Raw genomic sequence first — 24842 nt, 5'->3', positions numbered from 1 at the left:
GGTCACTGTAGGAGCTGGCGAAGCCTGCGATCTTTTGATCTTGATTGAGTCAGCTCTCCTGAGCCAACAACCCCTGCACATACTCCACAAACACCCGGGCCTTCGCGCTGGCCATTCTGCCGGTGGGAAACACCGCCCACAGGTCCTGATCGGCCAACGTCCAATCCGTCATCACAGCCCTGACGTCACCATTGGCCAGCTCCGGCGCGAACATCCATTCGGACGCGAGGGTCAGCCCCTGATGGGCCAAAACAGCTGCACGCAGACCCTCGGCGGCGTTGACGCGAATCCTGCCGCTGATGATGACTGACTGCTCTTCGCTGGCCTTCTTGAATTGCCAATGGGCACCGCCACCCAGGGAGTAAACGATTGCCTGATGTTTGCTCAGATCGACAGGGCTGGTGGGTTCGCCGTGCTTTTCAAAATAGGCGGGCGTTCCCAGCACCACGCGCCGGCATTCGGCAATCTTGCGGGCAGTGAGGCCTGAATCGCTCTGCGCGCCCAGCCGCAGGGCAACATCGACGCCTTCTTCCACAAGATTGACGTTGCGATCATCCAGCATCAGGTCGATGTTCAGCGCCGGGTTCTGTTCGAGAAATGGCCCCAAGTGCGGAACGATGTGCAGCCGGCCGAAGGTCACGGCGGCGCAGATACGCAGGTTGCCGGTCAGGCCGCTGGCGGCACCGCGAGCGGCATTGTCGGCTTCATCGACTTCTTCGATGGCACGCTTGGCCCGTTCGAAAAACGCCAGGCCGGCTTCGGTGGGCGTCAGGCCACGGGTGGAGCGCAAAAGTAGCCGAACCGCCAGCCGTGTTTCCAGTTGCGCGATGGTTTTCGACACGGCGGGCTGGCCGATATTCAGGCGTCGTGCGGCGGCGGAAAACGAACCGGTTTCCACCACGTACACGAAGGTTTCCATTGCGGCCAGGCGATCCATCTAAAGTCCTTGTGTAAATCTGATGGCTGTAGAAACCCACTGTAGGAGCAAGCTTGCTCGCGATAGCGGACGGTCAGTCAAGTCAATGTTGAATTTACCGACGTCTTCGCGAGCAAGCTCGGCTCCTACAGTGGTTCACGCGGTAGCGAGCGAACGCTTCTCCGACACACTCAAAAACCGCAACAACGCCAACAGCGGAAACGCGCTGCCGACAATCACGATCCACAACCAGCCGCCATGCTCATACACCGCACTGGCCACCGAAGAACCAAACGCGCCACCGATGAAGATGCTGGTCATGTACAGCGCATTCAGGCGGCTGCGGCTCTTGGCGTCGAGGGCGTAGACCGCGCGCTGGCCGAGGACCATGTTCATCTGTACGCAGAAGTCGAGGACCACGCCCGTTACCGCGAGGCCGATGACGCTATAAGCCGGATGGATGAACGCGGGCAGGAAACTCAAGCTGGCGAACAGTAGGGCCAGCAAAGATGCGATGCGGGTGTGGCCGGCATCTGCCAGGCGACCGGCGATGGGCGCGGCGATGGCACCGATGGCCCCGACCAGGGCGAAGATCGCGATCTGTGTTTGCGACAAGCCATGATTACGCGCCAGTTCCAGCGGCACGGCGGTCCAGAACAAGCTGAACGTGGCGAACATGCAACCCTGGTAAAAGGCACGCTGACGCAATACCGGTTGTTGACGCAACAGCGTCCACAGCGAACCCAGCAATTGGCCATAAGACGCGCTGTGGTCAGGTTGACGCTTGGGAATGGTCAGGGCCAGCACAACGCTGATCGCTGCCATTAACGCCGCCGCAATGACGAACATAGCCCGCCAGCCAAAGTGGTCGGCCACCACGCTGGACACGGGGCGCGCCAGGAGAATTCCCAGCAGCAAACCGCCCATGATCCCGCCGACTACACGGCCACGCGATTCCTCCGGCGCCAAATGCGCCGCCAGCGGAATCAGGATCTGCACCGACACCGAACTGAAACCCACCAGCAACGAGATCAACAAAAACACGTTCGGCTGATCGGTAAATGCCGCGCCCAACAAACTGGCAATCGCCACCACGGTGGTGATGATCATCAACCGGCGGTTCTCCAGCAGATCACCCAGCGGCACCAGAAAGAACAGACCGAGTGCATAACCAATCTGGGTCAGCGAAACGATGAAACTGGCCATGGTGCTGGTCAGCCCGATGTCCGGGGCAATCAGGCCGATGATCGGTTGGGCGTAGTAGATGTTGGCGACGATCGCGCCGCAGCAAAAGGCGAACAGCAGCACCATGCTTCGGGTCATTGTCGCGGTGCCGTGGGGCACCTGGGTTGCTGGGTTCATAACGTGTCTCGCTGAACAGATGGGAATGCGCGCAGGCTAATAGGCTGACCGGAACGGCGGAAGTGGGATTGGAGTGATAGCAATCATTCCTTTGCGGAATGAGTGACGGACGTCTGTGATGTCCCTCGGTGAACCTTGCGTCAAAACATTGAGATCCGATGATACATTCACTTACATCTAGTTCGATAGCGTGCTTATGTTGTCACTTCACGATTTCTAACCGGAAGGCACTTTCATGAACGCGATGTTTCGTCACCTGATTCGCGGTGCTTCAGCTCTTACCTTGATCACCTTGTTCACGGCAGGTCTCGCGCAGGCTGCTGATGCACCGGGCACGCGCATTGGCGTGCGCGGCGAGATCACCGGCGTCAGCCCGGACGTGTTGAAGGTCCACGTCAACAGCGGCGAAAACGTGGTGATCAACCTGACCCAGGACACCAAAGTCCGCGCCGTTACCCTGGCCAATATCGAAGATATCAAACCCGGCAGCTACATCGGCTCCGCCGCCATCCCGCAGGAGGACGGCACACTCAAGGCGCTGGAAGTCCACGTCTTCCCACCGGAACTGGCGGGCAGCGGCGACGGCCATCGGCCTTTCGACCTGGTCAAGGGCAGCAGTATGACCAATGGCAGCGTTGGCGATCTGGTGGTCAGCAACGGCCGGGTGTTGACCGTCAACTACAAGGGCGGCCAGCAGAAAATCCTGGTGCCGGAGGACGTACCGATCGTCAACCTGATGCCGGGGGATCGCAGCTTGCTGAAGGTGGGCGTGAAGATCGTCACGTTCGTCACCCAAAGCGCTGACGGCACACTAACCGCGCAATCCATCTCGGCCGGCAAGGACGGGGTCACACCACCGATGTAACAGCGAGCAATATCCCTTGTGGGGGCGGGCTTGCCCGCGATGAGGCCGGCTCATCCAACATATTCGTAGACTGACACACCGCCATCGCGGGCAAGCCCGCTCCCACATTGGTTTTGTGTCCGGTTCGAATACGCACAAAAAAGGCGACCTGTTCAGGTCGCCTTTTTCATTGCCGCTCAGCGATCACTGGCCGCTGTAGATCTGGTCAAAAACCCCACCATCATTGAAGTGAGTCTTCTGCACCGTGCGCCAGTCACCAAAGGTCTTCTCTACCGAGAGGAAATCAACTTTCGGGAAACGATCGGTGTACTTCGCCAGCACCGCCGGGTCACGCGGACGCAGGTAGTTCGCGGCCGCAATCTCCTGACCTTCCGGCGACCACAGGTACTTCAAATATTCCTCGGCCGCCGCGCGGGTGCCTTTCTTCTCGACGACCTTATCGACCACCGATACCGGCGGCTCAGCTTCAGCGGAAACACTCGGGTAGATGACTTCGAACTGATCGCGACCAAACTCGCGGGCAATCATTTCCGCTTCGTTCTCGAAGGTCACCAGCACGTCGCCGATCTGGTTGGTCATGAAGGTGGTAGTGGCGGCACGGCCACCGGTGTCGAGCACTGGCGCTTGCTTGAACAGCTTGCCGACGAAGGCTTTGGCCTTGTTCTCGTCACCGCCGTTCTTCAGCACATAACCCCAGGCCGAAAGGTAGGTATAGCGGCCGTTGCCCGAGGTTTTCGGGTTCGGCACGATCACTTGCACGCCGTCCTTGAGCAGGTCCGGCCAGTCTTTCAGGGCTTTCGGGTTGCCTTTACGAACAATGAACACCGTGGCCGAAGTGAACGGCGCGCTGTTGTTCGGCAGGCGTGTTACCCAGTTGTCCGGGACCAGTTTGCCGTTGTCCGCCAGGGCGTTGATGTCGGTGGCCATGTTCATGGTGATGACGTCAGCCGGCAGGCCGTCGATCACCGAGCGCGCGTGTTTGCGGGCCCCGCCGAAGGACATCTGCAAGGTGATGTTTTCGTTGTGTTCGGCTTGCCAGTGTTTCTGGAACGCAGTGTTGTAGTCCTTGTAGAAATCGCGCATCACGTCATAGGAAACGTTGAGCAACGTCGGTGCGGCCTGAGCCACGCTGGTCAGTGCCAGGCCAGCGGCCAGAAGTGAGGCGCCAAAGAGTTTTTTCACTGCGAATTCCTTGTTCTATTTAAATGTGAGGCAATTTGCCAGCGACTATAACTGGGCTCGCATAGTCCTTTAAAGATTAAAAAGCACTTTGCTTATTCCAGTTTCTTGAACAGTGCATTACCGCAACGGGAGCAAAATGCGGCGCCGTGTTCGTGGCTATTTTTCTTGCACACCGGGCAGTCGTGTTGCAGTTGTTCACCGCGCATGGCGTTGGCCAGTTCGGCGGTGAAGATGCCCGTCGGCACGGCGATGATCGAGTAACCGGTGATCATCACCAGCGACGAAATCACTTGGCCTAATGGCGTCTTCGGCACGATGTCGCCAAAGCCCACGGTGGTCAGCGTCACGATAGCCCAGTAGATGCCTTTGGGAATGCTGGTAAAGCCGTGTTCCGGACCTTCGATCACATACATTAGCGTGCCAAACACCGTGACCAGCGTGCAGACGCTGACCAGGAACACTACGATTTTCTGCTTGCTGCCGCGTAACGCCGCCATCAAGTAATTGGCTTGCTTGAGGTAGGGGCTGAGCTTGAGCACGCGGAAAATCCGCAGCATCCGAATGATCCGGATGATCAGCAAATACTGCGCATCGGCGTAATACAGCGCGAGGATGCCGGGCACGATGGCCAGCAAATCCACCAGCCCGTAGAAGCTGAACGCGTAACGCAATGGCTTGGGCGAACAGTACAGGCGCAGGCCATATTCGATGGCGAAGATGACGGTGAAGCCCCACTCGATGTACGCGAGCACGTTGGCGTAGTTCTGGTGAACGCTGTCGATGCTGTCGAGCATCACGATCACAATGCTGGCGAGGATGATCAACAGCAGGATGCCGTCGAAGCGCCGCCCGGCCGTGGTGTCGCTCTGGAAAACCATGACGTAAAGCTCTTCACGCCAGTTTTTGCTGCTATCCATGGAAAACGCCTGAACCGAGAATCAGCGAAGCCTAGGTTGATTCTCCCCGGTAGCGCAAGGCGCATCGGCGCCCGCGGCTTTACCGAATATTTGGACAGCCGTGCGGATCAGCCAGCAGGCGAGGATGAACGGCGCGGTCAGCGTGGGCAGGCCGATGGCGGCAAACATCGGCGTCAGCAACAGCGCGAAGGCAATACCGAGCAGTGGCAGCCACGGCTGCTGGCGCTGTGAGCTGAAGGCAAGTGCGGCGAGTACGGCGTTATAGCCCCCCAGACCGAGCAATGCCGTGTAGAAGTCGTGGTGCAGCAGGCTCCAGCCCATGCCCGCGACTGACGCGAACAACGCCCAGCAGAATGCGCGGCGATCAGCGATCAGCAAACCGGCGGCAATCATCGCACCGGCCAGCGGATGACCAAGGAACATCACCTGGCCGATGCCTTTGAAGGGAGCCGCGAGCATGTTCAGCGTGTTGATTTCGATCAAGTGCGCCTGTGTCGAGGGCGTGGCGAAGCACAGCAACAACCAGCTCAGACCCACGAATGGCGTGGTGTAGGCGGGCAGGTATTGGCTGATTCGGGCACGTTTGAGCCATTGCTGGGTGAGCATCGCGCTGAGGCCGCCAGCGGCGAGGATCAGCGGCGGTAGCAGCGCTGACCAAGGGAAATAGAGGCTCAGGAGAAGACCGAGCAGGACACCGTTGTAACTGAACAGGCCGGCTTGACGATCAGCCTTGGCATAACCGCGACGTTGCGCGGTGAGCAACCCGGCGACACCGCCGAGCAATGCACCACCCAATAAGGCGGGCGCGGTAAACAGGATGGCGCTGAGGCACAGCAGGCCGCACAGCGGATTACGCTGGAGGAATATTTGACTGAAGCCGTTAAGCAAAGCTTCCGCCCAATCGGGGCGGTGGGTGTTGAAGTGGTTGGCAGGCATTTTTATCTATGTCAGGGGGACCGTGTCATCGTTCTTCGCGGGCAAGCCTCGCTCCTACAGGAATGCGCTGGTCCTGTAGGAGCGAGGCTTGCCCGCGAAGGGGCCGGTGAGAGCGTTAAATCAACGTCTCAATGCGCAAAGAGTTAGTCGACCCTGGCTGCCCAAACGGCACACCCGCGGTGATCAATAACGTGTCCCCGCGCTTGGCCATGCCCTGCGCCTGCGCAATCTCCAGCGCCGTCGAGCACACCTCATCCACCTGCCGCAACCGATCGTTGACCACCGAGTGCACGCCCCACGCCACCGTCAAGCGGCGAGCGGTCTGCAGGTTCGGCGTCAGGTTCAGGATCGGCACCGTCGGCCGCTCCCGCGCGGCGCGCAAACTCGAAGTGCCGGACTCGCTGTAATTCACCAGCACCGCCACCGGCAGCACATTGCTGATACGACGAATTGCGCAGCTGATGGCATCGGATACCGTCGCCTCGGCTTTCGGCCGACTCACGTCCAGTTGCGCCTGATAGTCCGGGCCGTTTTCTACCTGGCGGATGATCTTGCTCATCATCTGCACGGCTTCCAGCGGGTACTCGCCGGACGCGGTTTCCGCCGACAGCATCACCGCATCGGCCCCTTCGGCCACGGCGTTGGCAACATCGGTCACCTCGGCGCGAGTCGGGGCCGGGGAGAAGCGCATCGACTCGAGCATCTGCGTCGCCACCACCACCGGTTTGCCGAGCTCACGGCACGTGCTGATGATGTTTTTCTGAATCTGCGGCACGCTTTCGGCCGGGACTTCCACGCCCAGATCACCGCGCGCGACCATGATCGCATCGCTCAACTCGGCGATCTCGCGCAGCTGAGTCACCGCCGAGGGTTTCTCGATCTTGGCCATCAAGAATGCTTTGTCACCGATCAGTTCGCGCGCCTCGCGAATGTCTTCCGGACGCTGCACAAACGACAGTGCCACCCAGTCCACACCCAGCTCCAGGCCGAAGCTCAAGTCGCGACGATCCTTGGCGGTCAGCGGGCTCAGTTCCAGCACCGCTTGCGGCACGTTCACGCCTTTGCGGTCGGACAGTTCGCCGCCATTGAGCACCGTGGTGTCGATGGCGTCGGCGTACTTGGTGATCACTCGCAAGCGCAGCTTGCCGTCGTCCAGCAGCAGGTCCATGCCCGGCTCCAGTGCGGCGATGATCTCCGGGTGAGGCAGGTTGACCCGGCGCTCATCGCCCGGCGTCGTATCGAGGTCCAGGCGCAAAGCCTGACCGCGGTGCAACTGCACTTTGCCCTGGGCGAACTTGCCGACCCGCAGTTTCGGGCCTTGCAGGTCCATCAGAATCCCCAGCGGGTAATTCAGCTGGCGCTCGACTTCACGAATCCACTGATAGCGCTGGGCATGGTCGGCGTGATCGCCGTGGCTGAAGTTGAGGCGGAAGATGTTGACCCCGGCCTGTACCAGCTCACGAATGTCATCGATCCCGTCGGTGGCCGGGCCGAGGGTGGCGAGGATTTTGACCTTTTTATCAGGCGTCATTTTTTGTGCTCTCGAGAATCAGGATGGCGCGGAAGTCGTTGACGTTGGTGCGGGTCGGCTCGGTGACGATCAAGGCGTCCAGCGCCTCGAAATAGCCGTAGCCATTGTTGTTGTCCAACTCGTCGCTGGCGCTCAGGCCGAGGGCGGCGGCGCGGGCGTAACTGAGCGGGGTCATGATCGCGCCGGCATTGTCTTCGGAGCCGTCGATGCCGTCGGTATCACCGGCCAGCGCGTAGACGCCGGGCAGGCCTTTGAGGCTGTCGGTCAGGCTCAGGAGGAATTCGGCATTGCGTCCGCCACGGCCATTGCCGCGCACGGTGACGGTGGTTTCGCCGCCGGAGAGAATCACGCACGGCGCCGCCAAGGGCTGACCGTGCAGCACGACCTGACGCGCGATGCCGGCGTGGACCTTGGCCACCTCGCGGGATTCGCCTTCCAGATCACCGAGGATCAGCGGGCTGAAACCGGCCTGACGGGCTTTCACCGCAGCGGCTTCAAGCGACTGCTGTGGGCGGGCGATCAGTTGGAAATGACTGCGCGCCAGGCTCGGATCGCCGGGTTTGACGGTCTCCGATTCCGGGCTTTGCAGCCAGTTGCGCATCGAGGCCGGGACTTCAATGTTGTAGCGCTTGAGGATCGCCAGCGCTTCGGCGGAGGTGCTCGGGTCGGCCACGGGGGGGCCGGAGGCGATGACCGTGGCGAGGTCGCCCGGTGCATCGGAAATCGCATAGGTATAAACAGTGGCAGGCCAGCAGGCTTTGCCGAGACGGCCGCCCTTGATCGCCGAGAGGTGCTTGCGCACGCAGTTCATCTCGCCGATGGTGGCGCCGGATTTGAGCAGGGCTTTGTTGATCGACTGTTTGTCGGCCAGGGTGATGCCTTCGGCCGGAAGTGCAAGCAGGGCAGAGCCACCACCTGAGAGCAGGAAGATCACACGGTCGTCTTCGGTCAGGTTGCTGACCAGTTCAAAGACGCGCTTGGCAACGGCTTGTCCCGCCGCATCGGGCACCGGGTGAGCCGCTTGGACCACTTCGATTTTTTCGCACGGGGCGCCGTGACCGTAGCGGGTTACCACGAGACCGGACACGTCGCCCTGCCAGCAACGCTCGACCACCTGTGCCATGGCTGCCGCGGCTTTGCCGGCGCCGATGACGATCACCCGACCGCTGCGGTCTTTGGGCAAATGGGCTTCGAGGACGTGCTGCGGATGGGCGGCGTCGATAGCTGTGGCGAACAGCTCGCGCAGGAATTGTTGCGGATCGACCGACATGGCGGGCTCCCGGAATTCTTGTTATTAGAGAAGACTGCTTGCCCCTGTAGGAGCGAGGCTTGCCCGCGAACCGGACACCACGGTGTTTCTGCTGCACCGAGGCGATCCATTCGCGGGCAAGCCTCGCTCCTACAGGGAGCGGGTGAAGGTGTTATTTATCGCGAATCGAGAAATTCGCCATGTGTTCCAGGCCCTTGATCAGCGCCGAGTGGTCCCAGTTGCTGCCACCGATGGCCGCGCAGGTGCTGAACACTTGCTGGGCGTTGGCGGTGTTTGGCAGGTTGATGTTCAGCTCCTTGGCGCCTTGCAGGGCCAGGTTCAGGTCCTTCTGGTGCAGGCTGATGCGGAAGCCTGGGTCGAAGGTGCCTTTGATCATGCGTTCGCCATGCACTTCGAGGATCTTCGACGAAGCGAAACCGCCCATCAGCGCTTCACGCACCTTGGCTGGATCGGCACCGTTTTTCGCCGCGAACAGCAGGGCTTCGGCCACGGCCTGGATGTTCAGCGCGACGATGATCTGGTTCGCCACTTTCGCGGTTTGACCGTCGCCGTTGCCACCGACCAGGGTGATGTTCTTGCCCATCGACTGGAACAGCGGCAGCGCGCGTTCGAAGGCATCGGCATCGCCGCCGACCATGATGCTCAGGGTCGCCGCCTTGGCGCCGACTTCACCGCCGGACACCGGCGCGTCGAGGTACTGCGCGCCTTTCTCGTTGATCTGGGCCGCGAAGGCTTGGGTGGCGGTAGGCGAAATCGAGCTCAGGTCGATGACGATCTTGCCTTTGCCACCCCCCGCCGCAATGCCGTCGGCGCGGAACAGCACGTCATCGACCTGCGGGGTATCCGGGACCATGACGATGATGAATTCGGCTTCTTGCGCGACTTCTTTCGGGTTCGCCAGCGCGACCGCGCCAGCGGCGATCAGGTCGGCCGGGGCAGCATCGTGGTGCGCCGACAGGAACAGGCTGTGACCGGCTTTCTGCAGGTTCAACGCCATTGGGTGGCCCATGATGCCGGTGCCGATAAATCCGATTTTAGCCATGAGAAAATCCTCTTGTTTTTGTTGCTCTGTTCACAAAATTCGTGGGGTGTCAGCGAGGACGCCTTCGCGGGCAAGCCTCGCTCCTACAGACAACCCGGCTCCCGTAGGAGCGAGGCTTGCCCGCGAAGAACGATGACGCGGTCCCTGATCAGATCGCGTTATGGGTTTTCAGCCAGCCCAAACCCGCTTCCGTGGTGGTCAGCGGCTTGTATTCACAGCCAACCCAACCCTGATAACCGATGCGGTCCAGGTGTTCGAACAGGAAGCGGTAGTTGATTTCACCGGTGCCCGGTTCGTTGCGTCCTGGGTTATCCGCCAATTGCACATGATTGATTTCGTTCAGGTGCGATTGCAGGGTGCGGGCCAGGTCGCCCTCCATGATTTGCATGTGGTAGATGTCGTATTGCAGGAACAGGTTGGCACTGCCGACCTGTTCGCGAATCGACAGGGCTTGCGCCGTGTTGTTCAGGTAGAAACCCGGGATGTCGCGGGTGTTGATCGCTTCCATCACCAGTTTGATGCCTGCCGCTTGCAGCTTGTCGGCGGCGTACTTGAGGTTGGCGACGAAGGTTTTTTCCACACTGGCAGCATCGACGCCTTGTGGACGGATACCGGCCAGGCAGTTGACCTGGGTGTTGCCCAGCACTTGCGCGTAGGCGATGGCCAGGTCGACGCCGGCGCGGAATTCTTCAACCCGATCCGGCAAGCACGCGATACCGCGTTCGCCCTTGGCCCAGTCACCGGCCGGCAGGTTGAACAGCACTTGGGTCAGACCGTTGGCGTCGAGCTTGGCTTTGATGTCGGCGGAGCTGAAGTCGTAAGGGAACAGGTATTCGACACCACTGAAGCCGGCCTTGGCGGCCGCTTCGAAGCGGGCAAGAAAATCCTGCTCGGTAAACAGCATGGACAGGTTGGCTGCGAAACGCGGCATGGTGGTCTCCCTTAAAAAGATGTCCTGTAGCAGCTGCCGAGGGACGAGGCTGCGTTGGGCTGCGAAGCGGCCCCCGACGGCGGTCCTGCGGACACGCAACGCAGCCTCGTGCCTCGGCAGCTGCTACAGGTTCAGGTGTTAATCAAGCAACGAAATCGCCGTTGGCGCATCGTTGCCGACCAGCGCCAGGTCTTCGAATTCGTTGACGGCGTTGATCTCGGTGCCCATGGAAATGTTGGTCACGCGCTCCAGGATAATCTCGACGATCACCGGCACCTTGAACTCTTCGATCAGCTCCTGAGCCCTGCGCAGGGCAGGCTGGATCTGAGCCGGTTCGAACACTCGCAGGGCCTTGCAGCCGAGGCCTTCAGCCACTGCTACGTGGTCGACACCGTAACCGTTGAGTTCCGGTGCGTTCAGGTTGTCGAAGGACAGCTGCACGCAATAATCCATGTCAAAACCGCGCTGCGCCTGACGGATCAGCCCCAGGTACGAGTTGTTCACCACCACGTGGATGTACGGCAGCTTGAACTGCGCGCCCACCGCCAATTCTTCGATCATGAACTGGAAATCATAGTCGCCCGACAGTGCCACAACCTTGCGGGTCGGGTCGGCCTTGACGACACCCAGTGCGGCCGGAATGGTCCAGCCCAGAGGGCCGGCCTGACCGCAGTTGATCCAGTGACGCGGCTTGTAGACGTGCAGGAACTGCGCGCCGGCAATCTGCGACAGACCGATGGTGCTGACGTAGCAAGTGTCTTTGCCAAACACCTGGTTCATCTCTTCATAAACGCGTTGCGGCTTGACCGGCACGTTGTCGAAGTGAGTCTTGCGCTGCAGGCTGGATTTGCGCTGCTGGCAGTCTTGCAGCCAGGCACTGCGGTTTTTCAGCTTGCCGGCGGCTTGCCATTCGCGAGCGACTTCGATGAACACAGTCAGCGCGGCAGCGGCGTCGGAAACGATGCCCAGGTCCGGGGTGAACACGCGGCCGATCTGGGTCGGTTCGATGTCGACGTGAATGAACGTGCGGCCCTCGGTGTAAACGTCGATCGAGCCGGTGTGACGGTTCGCCCAACGGTTACCGACACCCAGCACCAGGTCGGACTTGAGCATCGTCGCGTTGCCATAGCGGTGCGAGGTTTGCAGGCCAACCATGCCGACCATCAAGGGGTGATCGTCCGGGATGGTGCCCCAGCCCATCAGGGTCGGGACCACCGGGATACCGGTCAGCTCGGCGAATTCCACCAGCAATTCGCTGGCGTCGGCATTGATGATGCCGCCACCGGCGACCAACAGTGGGCGCTCAGCCTGGTCGAGCATGGCCAGGGCCTTCTCGATTTGCACGCGGTTAGCGGTGGGCTTGGCCAGCGGCAGTGGCTCGTAGGCGTCGATGTCGAATTCGATTTCGGCCATCTGCACGTCGAACGGCAGGTCGATCAGCACGGGGCCTGGGCGGCCGGAGCGCATTTCATAGAAAGCTTTCTGGAACGCGTAAGGCACCTGGCCCGGTTCCATGACGGTGGTCGACCACTTGGTCACTGGCTTGACGATGGCGGTGATGTCGACCGCCTGGAAGTCTTCCTTGTGCATACGGGCGCGGGGTGCTTGCCCGGTGATGCACAGAATCGGGATCGAGTCGGCCGAGGCGCTGTAGAGCCCGGTGACCATGTCAGTACCGGCAGGGCCGGAAGTGCCGATGCACACGCCGATGTTGCCGGCCTTGGTGCGGGTGTAACCCTCGGCCATGTGCGAGGCACCTTCGACGTGGCGCGCGAGGACGTGATCGATGCCACCGACCTTCTGCAAGGCGGAGTACAGCGGGTTGATCGCGGCGCCAGGGATGCCAAAAGCGGTATCAACCCCTTCACGGCGCATCACCAGAACGGCGGCTTCGATTGCTCTCATTTTGCTCATGGTTTTGTGCCTCTTACGTTTTGTAATTGTATACAAGTGGCTTTGCGCAGAGTGTATTCACGGCGGACGGCGCAGGTCAATCCATTTTCTCAAGCGACTGTTTCATTCGTCGGAAGCCCGTTCTACTGTGGCTTTTCGTCGCATGTGGCGCTTTTCGATAATTATTGTATACAAAAAAATAACTCATTGTGTTCTATTTGTTGCATCGGACTTCTGAACAAAAAGAAGCCCAACGGCTTTCCCTATAACAAAATGAGGACAGCACCATGAGCGCTTTAACCTTGAAAGTCGCAGTGAACCTGACCAGTCAGGCCATCGCCGCCGGGCGTGCAATCTCCGCAGCGCCCTTGACCATCGCCGTACTGGATGCCGGCGGACACCTGATCTCCCTGCAACGCGAAGACGGTGCCAGCCTGCTGCGCCCGCAGATCGCCATCGGCAAAGCCTGGGGCGCGATCGCCTTGGGCAAAGGCTCACGCCTGCTGGCGCTGGACGCGCAACAACGCCCGGCATTTATCGCCGCGTTGAACAGCCTGGGGCAGGGCAGCGTCGTGCCGGCACCGGGTGGTGTGCTGATTCGGGATCAGGATGGCAACGTGCTGGGAGCGGTGGGTATCAGCGGGGATTTGTCGGATGTTGACGAACAGTGCGCGATCAATGCGATCGAGGCGCTGGGGTTGCGGGCGGATGCGGGGGTGACGGCTTGATCTGCGGCGCCTGACCCAATGCCATCGCGGGCAAGCCCGCTCCCACAAGGATTGGAGGTGTTCACTTATCTTGTGCACACCATCACCCCCTGTGGGAGCGGGCTTGCCCGCGATGACTATCGACCAGACACATCCAGCTAAAAGTCTGCATCCCAACCCAGCATTTCGAGGTCTAGCCTTTCATGAACCCATCATGAAAGAGGCAACGGAATGCCCGATTTACCTTCTTCACATCGCTTGCGACTGGGGCGCTATGCAGAACCCAATCGAATCTATTTGCTGACTACCAACACGCTCAATCGTGATCCGGTTTTTCGAGATTTCGCTTTGGGCAGATTGGTGGTTCATCAATTTCGCGAGGCGCAAAATCTGGGATTGGTAAATTCACTGGCTTGGGTCGTAATGCCCGATCACTTCCATTGGCTCGTCGAGTTGGAGAGGTGTTCGCTCAGCCATTTGATGCGGCGAACCAAGTCACTGATCACTCGAGAGGTGAACCTTTCCAGTCATAGAAGAGGGCCACTCTGGCAGCAGGGTTATTACGACCGAGCATTGAGGCGAGAAGAGGACCTGGTGAAGATGGCGAGGTATGTCGTCGCCAACCCGTTGCGGGCAGGACTGGTAGAGCGGCTTGGCGACTATCCGCTGTGGGATGCAATTTGGCTTTAAACCTTCAAGCCGAGTCGCCTCCATCTCGGGCAAGCCCGCTCCCACAAGGATTGAGGGTGTTAGAAGAAATTATGTCCACTCACAAAACTTGTGGGAGCGGGCTTGCCCGCGATGGAGGCGACGCGGTCTCTCAGTCCGGCTCACACCCCTTCAGCACCAACCGGATAATTGTCTGCGCCGCCGCTTCATAATCTTCTTCGTCGAGCTTGGCCTTGCCGGTAATCGCAGTGATCTGCCAATCAAAGTCGGCATACGTCTGCGTCGCCGCCCAGATGCTGAACATCAGGTGGTTGGGGTCGATGGGGGCGATCTGGCCCCGGTCGATCCAGGTCTGGATGCAGTCGATATTGTGCTTGGCCTGGCCGTTGAGCTGTTCGACCAGGTCAGCGCTCAGGTGCGGGGCGCCGTGCATGATTTCGCTGGCGAACACTTTGGAAGCGAAAGGCAGGTCGCGGGAGATGCGGATTTTCGAGCGAATGTAGCCGCTCAGCACTTCGCTGGGCACGCCGTCGGCGTTGAACGGCGTCGAGGCCTGCAGGATCGGCTCGATGATGCTTTCCAGGACCTCGCGGTAGAGGTTTTCCTTGGATTTGAAGTAGTAGTAGACGTTGGGCTTGGGCAATCCCGCCTTGGCTGCGATGTCACTGGTTTTGGTCGCAGCGAAGCCCTTGTCGGCAAATTCTTCACTGGCGGCACGCAGGATCAGTTGTTTGTTGCGCTCGCGGATGGTGCTCATAAACCAAGGGGTTCCTTGCCTGTGCTGGCGGTTGCGCATGGTAGCACCGGCCTCGCGCGGCGCTCAAGAATGCCCCGCCGCACGTTGGGCCGCGCTATGCTGCGCGGCATTCATTGAAGAAGGAAACCTGATTCATGGCAGGAAGCAGTTTGCTGGTGCTGATCGACGACATCGCAGCCGTACTCGACGATGTGGCGTTGATGACCAAAATGGCCGCCAAAAAGACTGCCGGCGTTCTCGGCGACGACCTGGCGCTCAACGCCCAGCAAGTCTCCGGCGTGCGTGCCGAGCGCGAGATCCCGGTTGTATGGGCGGTGGCCAAGGGCTCGTTTCTCAACAAACTGATCCTGGTGCCGTCGGCGCTGGCCATCAGTGTGTTCATTCCATGGTTGGTCACACCGTTATTGATGATCGGCGGCGCTTACCTGTGTTTCGAAGGGTTCGAGAAACTCGCCCACAAATTCCTCCACAGCCAGGCTGAAGACCAGGCCGAACATGCCGAGCTGGTCGAGGCCGTGGCCGATCCGGCGATCGATCTGGTGGCGGTCGAGCAGGACAAGATCAAGGGTGCCATCCGCACCGACTTCATCCTGTCGGCGGAAATCATCGCCATCACCCTGGGCACTGTGGCTGGCGCATCGCTGACGCAGCAAGTCATCGTGTTGTCGGGGATTGCAATCGTCATGACCATCGGCGTTTATGGCTTGGTGGCCGGTATCGTCAAGCTCGACGACCTCGGTTTGTGGCTGACGCAGAAACCGGGGCAGATGGCCAAAAGCATCGGCGGCGGAATTCTGCGTGCAGCGCCGTACATGATGAAAAGCCTGTCGGTGATCGGCACGGCGGCGATGTTCCTGGTCGGCGGCGGGATTCTGACTCACGGCGTGCCGGTGGTTCATCACTGGATAGAAAGCGTCAGTGCCGGGGCGGGTGGGGCCGGGTTTATCGTGCCGACGTTGCTCAATGCAGTGGCGGGAAGTGTGGCGGGCGCGGTTGTATTGGCGGGCGTAATGGTCGTCAGCAAAAACTGGAAATCAGCCAAAAGCTAACCCTGTAGGAGCTGGCTTGCCAGCGAAGAGGCTCGATTCGACGACAACTGTCTTCGGTGTGGCGAATATTGCTTTCGCTGGCAAGCCAGCTCCTACGGGTCGTTGTGGGATACCCAATAAAAAGGCCATTCGATCTGCATCGAATGGCCTTTTTTGTTGCCTGTCGAATTACTCGGCGATCTGCAACTTGCGCGACTCGGTGTACACGTAGCGCACTTTCTCATACTCGAACGGCGAGTTCAGTTGGCCGTAGCGGAAGCTGGTCTGGTAGCGCTTGTCGATGCCGCGCAGGACCCAGATTTCCGGGTGGTTTTCGCTGACTTGGGCGACGTTCAGGAAGTTGATCGCGTTCTCGGCGGTGAAATCCACCGCCAGGCCGCCGGTGTCGCGAATGTTCGACGGTCCGAGGATCGGCAGTACGAAGTAGGCGCCGCCCGGTACGCCGTAGAAGCCCAGCGTCTGGCCAAAGTCTTCGCTCTGGCGCGGCAGGCCCATGGCGGTGGCCGGGTCCCACAGGCCGGCGATGCCAATGGTGGTGTTGAGCAACAGCCGCCCGGTGATTTCCATCGAGCGCTGGCCTTTGAACTGCAGCAGGCTGTTCAACAGGTTCGGTACGTCACCGAGGTTGTTGAAGAAGTTGCTGACGCCGGTGCGCAGGAAGCTCGGGGTGATGTAGCGGTAGCCGTCGACCACGGGCAGGAACACCCATTGGTCGAAGCGGTAGTTGAAGTGATAAACCCGACGGTTCCACTCTTCCAGCGGGTCATAGACGTTCAGCGCGTTGAGCGTCGAACGCTCGAACTCGCGCTGATCCATTCCCGGGTTGATTTTGAGTTTGCTCAGCGGCTCTTTGAAGCCGTCGCTGTCGATCACAACCGGTGCGTTGGCTTTGCTGTTGTCGGCATTGGCGACGCCTGCACAGAGTAACGCTGCGATAAGCAGGAGGTATTTAGCCACGGAAGAACTCCAGCATGGCGTCGCTGTTGACGCGGTAGTTAAGGTTGCCGCAGTGGCCGCCCAGTGGATAAACGGTCAAACGGTCGCCGAAGGTCTTGCGCAGGAAACCGAGGTCGCCAGGGCCGAGAATCACGTCGTCGGCGTTGTGCATGACGGCGATTTTCGGGCTGTCGTGCAGGTAGTCCTTCAGCGCATACAAACTCACCTGGTCGATCAGTTGCAGCAGGCTGCCGCCGTCGGTGCGGGCGCGCCACATCGGGATAACCTGTTCGGTGATGTAGCAGTCGAAGTCGCACTGCAGCGCGCGTTTGAGGAACGGCGTGAGACTGGTGCCTTCGGTGATCGGATATTTCGGTGGTGTGATGAGCCCGCGCCGGTTGATCAGGTCCGAAGTGAAGGCGATGTCGGCCGCCGAAAAGCGGAACGAGGTGCCGATCAACATGGCCATCTGTTCGTTGGTCAGGTGCTGCTTGGACTGCTGGAAGTCATAGAGCAGGGCATCGTTGAGGTCGATGTAGCCCTTCTGCTGGAAGTAGCGGGTCAGTTTGTTCAACACCAGTTCATAGAAGGTGGTGGAGTTGTTGATGCCCTTGACCTCGGTCTGGACCAGCTTGTCCAGGTTGGTGATCGAGGTGTAGAGGTTGACCGGCGGGTTGAGCAGCAAGACTTTCTTGAAGTTGAAGCTGCGACGGGTCTCGTCCAGGTGCGCGACGAATGCTGCATCCAGCGCACCCAGGCTGTAACCGGTCAGGTAGTAATCGGTGACCGGCACATTCGGGTTCTGTGCCCGCACGGCCTGCATCACCCGGTACATGTCTTCGGCGTCTTCCTTGGTGATGCCCGGGGTGGCAAAGCGTGAGGCGGCGCTCATGAAGTCGAAGCTGGTGGGCGACGACAGTTGCACCACGTGGTAGCCGGCCTTGTAGTAGAGCTTTTTCAGGTATTCGTTGAGGCTGCTGTCGTAGCGCGCGCCAGTGCCGGCGATCAGGAAAATCAGCGGCGCGGCTTTATCCTGGGTCGCGATGCGGTAAGTGAGTTTCTGCACCGGCCAGAAGTTGTCTGGCAGGTCGAATGCACGCTCCGGGCGCAGTGTAACGCTGCGTGTCTGCTGATCGGTGTCGTCGTCCAGCGGCAACTCCGGACGCAGGTCCGGCGGAGTCGTGGCAATGGTCGCCTCGAACGGGTTGGTCAAGGGGTAGCCATAACTGGCAGCGTCGATGTCGACGGCCAGTGCGGACGCACTCAAAATAAGGCCGCCAAACAGGGCGGCGAAGCGCAAGGAACGGAGCATGACTAGATCCCTTAGAGAAAGGTGCCAAATGAAGTTCGCAGGCTATGACCACGGGGCTTGCGCCAAAGTGCCATGGATCGGCACCAATCAGGCCTAATTTCGGGGTAATAGTAGACGGACGATACACTTTGCAGCGATTTCGTGGCCAATTATCTGTTGCGCGCGTTTGCTTGGCGCTGCCGGGGGATTAAGCTGGCCGCCGTTTTCGTTTATTGGAGTGCTTCATGTCCCGCCGTCTGCCTGTGATTCTGCTGCTTGTTTTGCTGCCTTTATGGCTGGCCGCCAGTTATGGCGCGCGTTATGGCTTCATGGAGGATGCGCAGTGGGTCGGCCTCTGTGTGGACGAGGCGAGCCGTTGGGAATGCCAGGTCCGTTCGAACCTGGGCCTGATGATTCACTTCAAGGTCTTGGGCTGGGCGGCATTGGTGGCAGCCGTGATCGGTTTTGTGCTGCCGGGCCGGGCCGGGTGGTGGCTGGCGGTGCTGGCGCTGGTGTTCGGGTTTCCGGCGCTGGCGTTGTACAACACGACGTTGGCGGTGTTTGCGGTGGTGATTGCCGGGTTGCGGTTGGTCAGGGCATCCCGCATTGCCTGATTGATCGTCATCGCGGGCAAGCCCGCTCCCACAGGAATCTTCGTCGTACACAAATTCTGTATTCACCGAAGAACCCTGTGGGAGCGGGCTTGCCCGCGATGAGGCCAGTAGCCACGCAGAGGATCAGCCCTTGCGAACCCGCAAACTGCGCCACAACGCCGCCACCATCAACACACTCACCAGCGCCCAGCCCCAGGCTTGCTGGTTTTGCAGACCTTCACGAAACAGCTGCGGCGCAATGCCGGCGCCGATGATGAAGGTCAGCAGGGCGATTTCCCGACGCGGCACGCTCACCGGGCGGCACAGGTAAACCAGTGCTGGCAGGATGAATGCGACGCTCGGGAAGCTGCGATAACGCGGATCGAACACCAGTTCCAGCATCATGACGGCCGCCGCAAATCCTGCGGCCGCCAACAACCAGCCTGCCCGACGTTCCAGCACATTGAACGCCCGTTCACGCCAGCCAGTACGTGCGCTCAACGTCAGCGCGGCATGTGCCAGCACCAACAGATTCAACGCCGTCAGCAACGCGACCCACAGCCATTCACTGGCAAACCGCGTGGTGACTCGCGCCAGATCGCCCCAGGCACCAATCGAACACGCGGCCAATGCGCCCAGCAGCGGCAGAACCAACGCCGCGCGAGTGCTGCGTACACGACCGCCAAGGATCAGCGTGCCGAGGAAAATCACGCCACCCACCACCAGCCATTGCGACCAGTACGGCACGTTCGACACCGGGCCGGCCAGCACGCCTTTGTCCTGGCGATCGGCATCGAACAGGCCCCAATAACCGCCGACTGCACCTTCGCTGGCGCGTTTCCACGGCTGGTCGAAGGCTTCGATCAGGTTGTAATGCCAGCCTTGCTGCTCGGCCATGATCACGAAGGCACGAATGAACTTGGCCTCGTTGACCCGGCTCGGCAGGGCGGTTTCGCGTTGGCGGCCTTCGCTCGGCCAGCCGGTTTCGCCAATCATCACGTCTTTAGGCGCGAACTTGTTGCCGAACACCTGACGCACTTCAGCGACATGTTGCAAGGCTGCGTCGATGTTAGACGGATCGTCTTCCCAGTACGGCAGCAAGTGGATGGTCAGGAAATCCACCGCTGGGGCGATTTCCGGGTGCTTGAGCCAGAACTCCCAGACGTCGGCATAAGTGACAGGTTGTTTGACCTGGCTCTTGACCTTATTAATCAGCTTCGCCAACTGCGCGCCGGTGACTTCCTTGCGCAACAGGGTTTCGTTGCCGACGATCACCGAGGTCACCACGTCGGCGTTGGCGTTGGCCGAGGCGATCAGCAGGTCGACTTCTTTCTCGGTGTCCACCGGATTGCTGTTGACCCACGCGCCAATCATCAACTTAAGCCCGTGCTTACGCGCCAGGTCGGGCAGAGCTTCGAGGCCGGTCATGGAATAGGTGCGGATGCATTCGAAGCTTTTGGCCAGCAGCGCGAGGTCGGCGTCCATGCGCTCGGGGCGCAACTTGAACGGCTGATCGAACGGCGATTGATCCTTGTCGAACGGCGTATAGGAGGCACATTGCAGCTTGTGCGTGGCGCTGGCCACGTCCGGCAGGATCACCGGTTTGCCGAGGCCGTACCAGAAGCCACCAAGGGCAAAAAGCCCCAACAGGCAGGCGAATAGATAAGCAAAAAAAGGAAAACGTGATGTCGCGGGCATGGTCAGGCCGTCTGGGAGCAAAGCCGCGCATGTTACCTGCATTTGGCGCGCGCTTGGTGGCCTGCACAATTTTGACATGCAAAGTTCGGGCGGATTGGCCGGGTGGCTTTCGGTGGTCTAGATTAATGGCGTTCTGATGTCGTTTCTCGATGCCTTGAGGTCGCTGGCAGAGCAGGTCGCTCTTGGCGTGAGGTTGATTATCGAGGCGTCAGTACTCCGCTGACGATCGAGCGAGTTTGCGGGTGAGGCGTGATGGGGGCGCTGTGCACCATAACAATACGTTGACGCGACTCGGCATCCGTCGAGCGCAGCACTTTCGGGGAAGTAACGATGAAGATGCGACGACTTTTAGGCGCGGGTGCCGCTCTGGTACTTGCGATTGGCTCCACTATGGCCAATGCCGAGAGCAAGACCCTGAGCATCGGTTACGTCGACGGTTGGTCCGACAGCGTCGCGACGACCCACGTGGCGGCAGAAGTGATCAAGCAAAAGCTGGGTTATGACGTGAAGCTGCAAGCGGTCGCCACCGGGATCATGTGGCAGGGTGTGGCCACAGGCAAACTCGACGCCATGATGTCTGCGTGGCTGCCGGTGACTCACGGCGACTACTGGGCCAAGAACAAGGATCAAGTCGTCGATTACGGTCCGAACTTCAAAGACGCGAAAATCGGTCTGATCGTGCCGGAATACGTCAAGGCTAAAAGCATTGACGATCTGAAAACTGACGAAAGCTTCAAGAAACGTATCGTCGGCATCGACGCCGGTTCAGGTGTGATGCTCAAGTCCGAGCAGGCGATCAAGGATTATGACCTGACCGGGTATCAACTCAAGGCCAGTTCCGGCGCCGGCATGATTGCCGAGCTGACCCGTGCCGAGAAGAAAAACGAATCCATCGCCGTTACCGGTTGGGTTCCGCACTGGATGTTCGCCAAGTGGAAACTGCGCTTCCTGGACGACCCGAAAGGTGTTTATGGCGCAGCTGAAACTGTGAACAACATCGGCAGTAAAGAACTGGCAACCAAAGCACCGGAAGTGGCCAAGTTCCTGAAGAACTTCCAATGGGCGTCGAAAGACGAAATCGGCGAAGTCATGTTGGCTATCCAGGATGGCGCCAAGCCTGAAGCCGCTGCGAAGGATTGGGTGGCCAAACACCCGGAACGCGTTGCAGACTGGACCAAATGATTTGAGCTGATGCGTCTGGTCAGCACCTCTCAAGGCCGCTTGGCATTATTGCCAAGCGGCCTTTTGCTTTCTGTAGGAGCGAGCTCGCTCGCGATGGGCGTGAACGATAACGCATGCACTCTGGAAAAACGCATCGCCTGCGCATTCTTCGCGAGCGAGCTCGCTCCTACAGAATGGCTGATACGTCATGTCGTTCTAATACTAAGGTCGTCTGGAACCTGCCCCGCAGCCGCATAGAGTGGATAACGTTCCAACTTCATCTGTGCTGCGAGGATAAAAACAATGAACGACAGCATTTACCTCTCGATTCAAAACAGCCCGCGCTTCAAGGAGCTGGTTAGTAAGCGAGAAAAGTTCGCCTGGATACTTTCGGCGATCATGCTTGGGCTTTACTCCGGATTCATCCTTTTGATTGCTTACGGGCCGCATATTCTGGGGGCAAAAATCAGCCCAGAGTCTTCGATTACCTGGGGGATACCGATTGGTGTCGGGCTGATTCTTTCGGCCTTTATCCTGACTGCAATCTATGTACGACGCGCCAATGGCGAATTCGACGACCTGAACAATCTGATTCTCAAGGAGGCTCAGCAATGATCCGGCGTCTAATGGCTCTATTGAGCATCGCAGCTTTTGCACCTGGCGCCTGGGCCGCTGAAGCCCTGACTGGCGAAGTGCATAAACAACCGCTTAACGTTTCCGCGATCTTGATGTTCGTGGCGTTTGTCGGTTTGACCCTGTGCATCACCTACTGGGCCTCCAAGCGCAACAACTCGGCAGCCGACTACTATGCGGCGGGTGGCAAGATCACCGGCTTCCAGAACGGTCTGGCGATTGCCGGTGACTATATGTCGGCGGCGTCCTTCCTGGGTATTTCCGCGCTGGTATTCACCTCTGGCTACGACGGCCTGATCTACTCGATCGGCTTCCTGGTGGGCTGGCCGATCATTCTGTTCCTGATCGCCGAACGCCTGCGTAACCTGGGTAAATACACCTTTGCCGACGTGGCGTCCTACCGCCTTGGGCAAACCCAGATCCGCACGCTGTCTGCTTGCGGTTCGCTGGTGGTAGTGGCGTTCTACCTGATCGCGCAAATGGTCGGTGCCGGCAAGCTGATCCAGCTGCTGTTCGGTCTCGACTACTACGTGGCGGTGATCCTGGTCGGTATCCTGATGTGCATGTATGTGCTGTTCGGCGGCATGCTGGCGACCACTTGGGTGCAGATCATCAAGGCTGTATTGCTGCTGTCCGGTGCCTCGTTCATGGCGCTGATGGTGATGAAGCACGTCAACTTCGACTTCAGCCTGCTGTTTTCCGAGGCGATCAAGGTTCACCCTAAAGGTGAGGCGATCATGAGCCCGGGCGGGCTGGTGAAAGATCCGGTCTCGGCGTTCTCCCTTGGCCTGGCACTGATGTTCGGTACTGCTGGCCTGCCACACATCCTGATGCGCTTCTTCACCGTGAGTGACGCGAAAGAAGCTCGCAAGAGTGTGCTGTATGCAACGGGCTTCATTGGCTACTTCTACATCCTGACGTTCATCATCGGCTTCGGCGCGATCCTGCTGGTCAGCACTAACCCGGCCTTTAAAGATGCGGCTGGCGCGCTGTTGGGCGGCAACAACATGGCGGCGGTGCACCTGGCTAACGCGGTCGGTGGCAGTATCTTCCTGGGCTTCATCTCGGCAGTAGCGTTCGCGACCATTCTGGCGGTTGTGGCGGGTTTGACCCTGGCAGGTGCCACGGCGGTGTCTCACGACCTGTATGCCAGTGTGATCAAGAAGGGCAAGGCCAACGACAAGGATGAGATCCGCGTCTCGAAAATCACCACCATTTGCCTGGGTGTGTTGGCGATCGGTCTGGGTATTCTGTTCGAAAGCCAGAACATTGCGTTCATGGTGGGCCTGGCGTTCTCCATCGCGGCAAGCTGTAACTTCCCGGTGCTGCTGCTTTCCATGTACTGGAAGAAGCTGACTACGCGTGGTGCGATGATCGGTGGCTGGTTGGGCCTGATCAGTGCCGTTGGTTTGATGGTGCTTGGGCCAACCATTTGGGTGCAGATCCTGCATCACGAGAAGGCTATCTTCCCGTATGAGTACCCGGCGTTGTTCTCCATGGCCATTGCGTTTATCGGGATCTGGTTCTTCTCGGTCACTGACAAGTCGACTGCAGGTGCAAACGAGCGGGCGCTGTTCTTCCCTCAGTTTGTGCGTTCGCAGACGGGTTTGGGGGCGAGTGGGGCGGTTGCTCACTAAGGCTTCGAGCTTGCCTATATAAGCTGCGTTGAACAGAAATGCCCCGATTGAGAGATCGGGGCATTTTTTATTGGGCGGTTATCGGACTCTGTGGGAGCTGGCCTGCCAGCGATGGCGGCCTGATAGCCGACCATGTTCTTTCAGGTGTACATATCCATTGCTGCGGTAACGGCCACTTACGGTTTCGCCCTTACGGCGAGTCCCTTTTGTCAAACGCCACAAAAGGAACCAAAAAGGCTTGCCCCGGCGTCCGGCCCCTCGCTTAGGCTCGGCGTTCCTTCGCTCCGGTATTCATCTGGGCGCATCGCCTCCGGTCTGCTTCGCGACGACCTCCTCTCGATGTGTTCGACTGCGTCGAACGGCGCTACGCGCCTGCCCCCAGATGAACACCTGCACTCAGCCTCCCGAAGGGGCGGGTAGATCAAAAGCAAGATCAAAAGCTTTCAGGCGAGCTAACGCTCGACCTTGAGTGGTGAAAAGCATGCGTACGCAGCCCCTGTAGGAGCGAGCTTGCTCGCGATGGACACATGGGCACCGCGTTTATCCTGTTGACGCGCGTCATCGTTGACGTTCTTCGCGAGCAAGCTCGCTCCTACAGGGGGTGGTGGTGTTTTTGATGTTGCGTTCGCTGTTGATCTTGCCGTTGCTTTGGCTTCAGATCTGCCGCCCCTTTCCCAGAGGCCGAACGCAGGCGTTGCGCAGGGGGCAACCCGGGATGGATGCCGGGTTAGCCGCCCCCGGCCCAGAGTGTGCAAAAACTGATTCCAACATCGTCGACGCGTAGCGCCGACGATGTTTGGCTGGCTGATTGCTCCTAAAGCGTTCTTCGTAGCTCCAGTCCGTTCTCAAGGCCGCTAGTAATGCTT

At 59.6% G+C, this 24842-nt stretch carries 22 protein-coding genes; 8 read left to right on the top strand and 14 right to left on the bottom strand.

The window, feature by feature from the left end; translation table 11 throughout:
• Positions 1-49: 49 nt before the first annotated feature.
• Both AEQ67_RS30785 and AEQ67_RS30780 read right to left on the bottom strand, forming a co-directional pair.
• The gene (locus tag AEQ67_RS30785; RefSeq protein WP_059407518.1) at positions 50-937 is read right to left on the bottom strand and encodes a LysR family transcriptional regulator; all 888 of its coding nucleotides are present in this window, start codon (positions 935-937) and stop codon (positions 50-52) included.
• 135 nt (positions 938-1072) lie between these two features.
• On the bottom strand, positions 1073-2278 hold the full coding sequence (locus AEQ67_RS30780; RefSeq protein ID WP_059407517.1) for an MFS transporter: 1206 nt from the start codon (positions 2276-2278) through the stop codon (positions 1073-1075).
• 235 nt (positions 2279-2513) lie between these two features.
• Here AEQ67_RS30780 and AEQ67_RS30775 point away from each other — a divergent pair, with 235 nt between their 5' ends.
• On the top strand, positions 2514-3143 hold the full coding sequence (locus AEQ67_RS30775) for a hypothetical protein (protein WP_177333693.1): 630 nt from the start codon (positions 2514-2516) through the stop codon (positions 3141-3143).
• A gap of 183 nt (positions 3144-3326) precedes the next feature.
• Here the strand turns inward: AEQ67_RS30775 and AEQ67_RS30770 are convergent, their stop codons facing one another.
• The 8 genes from AEQ67_RS30770 to gcl all read right to left on the bottom strand — a co-directional run bounded on the left by AEQ67_RS30770 (position 3327) and on the right by gcl (position 12866).
• A complete protein-coding gene (locus AEQ67_RS30770) occupies positions 3327-4325 on the bottom strand; it encodes a sulfate ABC transporter substrate-binding protein (protein WP_059407516.1) in 999 nt (332 codons plus the stop codon).
• A 92-nt stretch (positions 4326-4417) separates the two neighbouring features.
• The gene (locus AEQ67_RS30765; protein WP_059407515.1) at positions 4418-5242 is read right to left on the bottom strand and encodes an ion transporter; all 825 of its coding nucleotides are present in this window, start codon (positions 5240-5242) and stop codon (positions 4418-4420) included.
• Between the two features lie 21 nt (positions 5243-5263).
• Positions 5264-6178, bottom strand: coding sequence for an urea transporter (locus AEQ67_RS30760; protein WP_059407514.1), 915 nt, complete (start codon positions 6176-6178; stop codon positions 5264-5266).
• A 115-nt stretch (positions 6179-6293) separates the two neighbouring features.
• A complete protein-coding gene (pyk, locus tag AEQ67_RS30755) occupies positions 6294-7709 on the bottom strand; it encodes a pyruvate kinase (protein ID WP_059407513.1) in 1416 nt (471 codons plus the stop codon).
• Positions 7699-8979 carry a glycerate kinase type-2 family protein gene (locus tag AEQ67_RS30750; protein WP_059407512.1) on the bottom strand — a complete coding sequence of 427 codons (1281 nt, stop codon included), beginning with the start codon at positions 8977-8979 and terminating at the stop codon, positions 7699-7701. The genes pyk and AEQ67_RS30750 overlap by 11 nt, the downstream gene beginning before the upstream one ends.
• A gap of 151 nt (positions 8980-9130) precedes the next feature.
• Positions 9131-10021, bottom strand: coding sequence for a 2-hydroxy-3-oxopropionate reductase (locus tag AEQ67_RS30745; RefSeq protein ID WP_059407511.1), 891 nt, complete (start codon positions 10019-10021; stop codon positions 9131-9133).
• A gap of 148 nt (positions 10022-10169) precedes the next feature.
• Positions 10170-10952 carry a hydroxypyruvate isomerase gene (gene hyi, locus AEQ67_RS30740; protein WP_059407510.1) on the bottom strand — a complete coding sequence of 261 codons (783 nt, stop codon included), beginning with the start codon at positions 10950-10952 and terminating at the stop codon, positions 10170-10172.
• 138 nt (positions 10953-11090) lie between these two features.
• A complete protein-coding gene (gene gcl, locus AEQ67_RS30735) occupies positions 11091-12866 on the bottom strand; it encodes a glyoxylate carboligase (RefSeq protein WP_059407509.1) in 1776 nt (591 codons plus the stop codon).
• A gap of 266 nt (positions 12867-13132) precedes the next feature.
• Here gcl and AEQ67_RS30730 point away from each other — a divergent pair, with 266 nt between their 5' ends.
• A complete protein-coding gene (locus AEQ67_RS30730) occupies positions 13133-13573 on the top strand; it encodes a GlcG/HbpS family heme-binding protein (protein WP_059407508.1) in 441 nt (146 codons plus the stop codon).
• Positions 13574-13783: 210 nt separating this feature from the next.
• A complete protein-coding gene (locus AEQ67_RS30725; RefSeq protein ID WP_059407507.1) occupies positions 13784-14242 on the top strand; it encodes an REP-associated tyrosine transposase in 459 nt (152 codons plus the stop codon).
• A 130-nt stretch (positions 14243-14372) separates the two neighbouring features.
• On the opposite strand, the gene AEQ67_RS30720 is transcribed toward AEQ67_RS30725, so the two are convergent.
• Positions 14373-14978, bottom strand: a complete 606-nt coding sequence (locus AEQ67_RS30720; RefSeq protein ID WP_059407506.1) for a TetR/AcrR family transcriptional regulator — start codon at positions 14976-14978, stop codon at positions 14373-14375.
• 134 nt (positions 14979-15112) lie between these two features.
• Between AEQ67_RS30720 and AEQ67_RS30715 the strand changes: the two genes are divergently transcribed.
• Positions 15113-16027: a DUF808 domain-containing protein gene (locus tag AEQ67_RS30715; protein WP_059407505.1), complete on the top strand. Its 915-nt coding sequence runs from the start codon at positions 15113-15115 to the stop codon at positions 16025-16027.
• A 168-nt stretch (positions 16028-16195) separates the two neighbouring features.
• On the opposite strand, the gene AEQ67_RS30710 is transcribed toward AEQ67_RS30715, so the two are convergent.
• On the bottom strand, positions 16196-16984 hold the full coding sequence (locus AEQ67_RS30710; protein ID WP_059407504.1) for an MlaA family lipoprotein: 789 nt from the start codon (positions 16982-16984) through the stop codon (positions 16196-16198).
• On the bottom strand, positions 16977-18275 hold the full coding sequence (locus tag AEQ67_RS30705) for a serine/threonine protein kinase (RefSeq protein WP_059407503.1): 1299 nt from the start codon (positions 18273-18275) through the stop codon (positions 16977-16979). Before AEQ67_RS30705 ends, AEQ67_RS30710 begins: the two co-directional genes overlap by 8 nt.
• Before the next feature lie 224 nt (positions 18276-18499).
• Between AEQ67_RS30705 and AEQ67_RS30700 the strand changes: the two genes are divergently transcribed.
• Positions 18500-18868, top strand: a complete 369-nt coding sequence (locus tag AEQ67_RS30700; RefSeq protein WP_059407502.1) for a hypothetical protein — start codon at positions 18500-18502, stop codon at positions 18866-18868.
• Positions 18869-18991: 123 nt separating this feature from the next.
• On the opposite strand, the gene AEQ67_RS30695 is transcribed toward AEQ67_RS30700, so the two are convergent.
• Positions 18992-20587, bottom strand: a complete 1596-nt coding sequence (locus AEQ67_RS30695) for a glycoside hydrolase family 17 protein (protein WP_059407501.1) — start codon at positions 20585-20587, stop codon at positions 18992-18994.
• Positions 20588-20875: 288 nt separating this feature from the next.
• Between AEQ67_RS30695 and AEQ67_RS30690 the strand changes: the two genes are divergently transcribed.
• The 3 genes from AEQ67_RS30690 to AEQ67_RS30680 all read left to right on the top strand — a co-directional run bounded on the left by AEQ67_RS30690 (position 20876) and on the right by AEQ67_RS30680 (position 23976).
• Positions 20876-21727 (top strand): glycine betaine ABC transporter substrate-binding protein, encoded by an 852-nt coding sequence (locus AEQ67_RS30690; RefSeq protein WP_059407500.1) that lies wholly within the window; start codon positions 20876-20878, stop codon positions 21725-21727.
• 282 nt (positions 21728-22009) lie between these two features.
• Complete coding sequence (locus AEQ67_RS30685; RefSeq protein WP_059407499.1) at positions 22010-22321, top strand: DUF485 domain-containing protein; 312 nt, start codon at positions 22010-22012, stop codon at positions 22319-22321.
• Entirely contained in the window at positions 22318-23976 is a 1659-nt protein-coding gene (locus AEQ67_RS30680; RefSeq protein WP_059407498.1) for a cation acetate symporter, read from the top strand. Before AEQ67_RS30685 ends, AEQ67_RS30680 begins: the two co-directional genes overlap by 4 nt.
• The last annotated feature ends 866 nt before the right edge of the window (positions 23977-24842 follow it).

The sequence above is a fragment of the Pseudomonas sp. RIT-PI-q genome (genome assembly GCF_001297125.1).
Taxonomy (GTDB): Bacteria; Pseudomonadota; Gammaproteobacteria; order Pseudomonadales; family Pseudomonadaceae; genus Aquipseudomonas.
Note: the sequence above shows the minus strand (reverse complement) of the source record. Positions and strands in the feature narration are given on the sequence as shown.

What these genes read in the sequence shown, in the direction of transcription:
- AEQ67_RS30785 (WP_059407518.1), bottom strand. Translation starts at nt 937, where the DNA reads ATGGATCGCCTGGCCGCAATGGAAACCTTCGTGTACGTGGTGGAAACC.
- AEQ67_RS30780 (WP_059407517.1), bottom strand. Translation starts at nt 2,278, where the DNA reads ATGAACCCAGCAACCCAGGTGCCCCACGGCACCGCGACAATGACCCGA.
- AEQ67_RS30775 (WP_177333693.1), top strand. Translation starts at nt 2,514, where the DNA reads ATGAACGCGATGTTTCGTCACCTGATTCGCGGTGCTTCAGCTCTTACC.
- AEQ67_RS30765 (WP_059407515.1), bottom strand. Translation starts at nt 5,242, where the DNA reads ATGGATAGCAGCAAAAACTGGCGTGAAGAGCTTTACGTCATGGTTTTC.
- AEQ67_RS30760 (WP_059407514.1), bottom strand. Translation starts at nt 6,178, where the DNA reads ATGCCTGCCAACCACTTCAACACCCACCGCCCCGATTGGGCGGAAGCT.
- pyk (WP_059407513.1), bottom strand. Translation starts at nt 7,709, where the DNA reads ATGACGCCTGATAAAAAGGTCAAAATCCTCGCCACCCTCGGCCCGGCC.
- AEQ67_RS30750 (WP_059407512.1), bottom strand. Translation starts at nt 8,979, where the DNA reads ATGTCGGTCGATCCGCAACAATTCCTGCGCGAGCTGTTCGCCACAGCT.
- AEQ67_RS30745 (WP_059407511.1), bottom strand. Translation starts at nt 10,021, where the DNA reads ATGGCTAAAATCGGATTTATCGGCACCGGCATCATGGGCCACCCAATG.
- hyi (WP_059407510.1), bottom strand. Translation starts at nt 10,952, where the DNA reads ATGCCGCGTTTCGCAGCCAACCTGTCCATGCTGTTTACCGAGCAGGAT.
- gcl (WP_059407509.1), bottom strand. Translation starts at nt 12,866, where the DNA reads ATGAGCAAAATGAGAGCAATCGAAGCCGCCGTTCTGGTGATGCGCCGT.
- AEQ67_RS30730 (WP_059407508.1), top strand. Translation starts at nt 13,133, where the DNA reads ATGAGCGCTTTAACCTTGAAAGTCGCAGTGAACCTGACCAGTCAGGCC.
- AEQ67_RS30725 (WP_059407507.1), top strand. Translation starts at nt 13,784, where the DNA reads ATGCCCGATTTACCTTCTTCACATCGCTTGCGACTGGGGCGCTATGCA.
- AEQ67_RS30720 (WP_059407506.1), bottom strand. Translation starts at nt 14,978, where the DNA reads ATGAGCACCATCCGCGAGCGCAACAAACAACTGATCCTGCGTGCCGCC.
- AEQ67_RS30715 (WP_059407505.1), top strand. Translation starts at nt 15,113, where the DNA reads ATGGCAGGAAGCAGTTTGCTGGTGCTGATCGACGACATCGCAGCCGTA.
- AEQ67_RS30705 (WP_059407503.1), bottom strand. Translation starts at nt 18,275, where the DNA reads ATGCTCCGTTCCTTGCGCTTCGCCGCCCTGTTTGGCGGCCTTATTTTG.
- AEQ67_RS30700 (WP_059407502.1), top strand. Translation starts at nt 18,500, where the DNA reads ATGTCCCGCCGTCTGCCTGTGATTCTGCTGCTTGTTTTGCTGCCTTTA.
- AEQ67_RS30695 (WP_059407501.1), bottom strand. Translation starts at nt 20,587, where the DNA reads ATGCAGGTAACATGCGCGGCTTTGCTCCCAGACGGCCTGACCATGCCC.
- AEQ67_RS30690 (WP_059407500.1), top strand. Translation starts at nt 20,876, where the DNA reads ATGAAGATGCGACGACTTTTAGGCGCGGGTGCCGCTCTGGTACTTGCG.
- AEQ67_RS30685 (WP_059407499.1), top strand. Translation starts at nt 22,010, where the DNA reads ATGAACGACAGCATTTACCTCTCGATTCAAAACAGCCCGCGCTTCAAG.
- AEQ67_RS30680 (WP_059407498.1), top strand. Translation starts at nt 22,318, where the DNA reads ATGATCCGGCGTCTAATGGCTCTATTGAGCATCGCAGCTTTTGCACCT.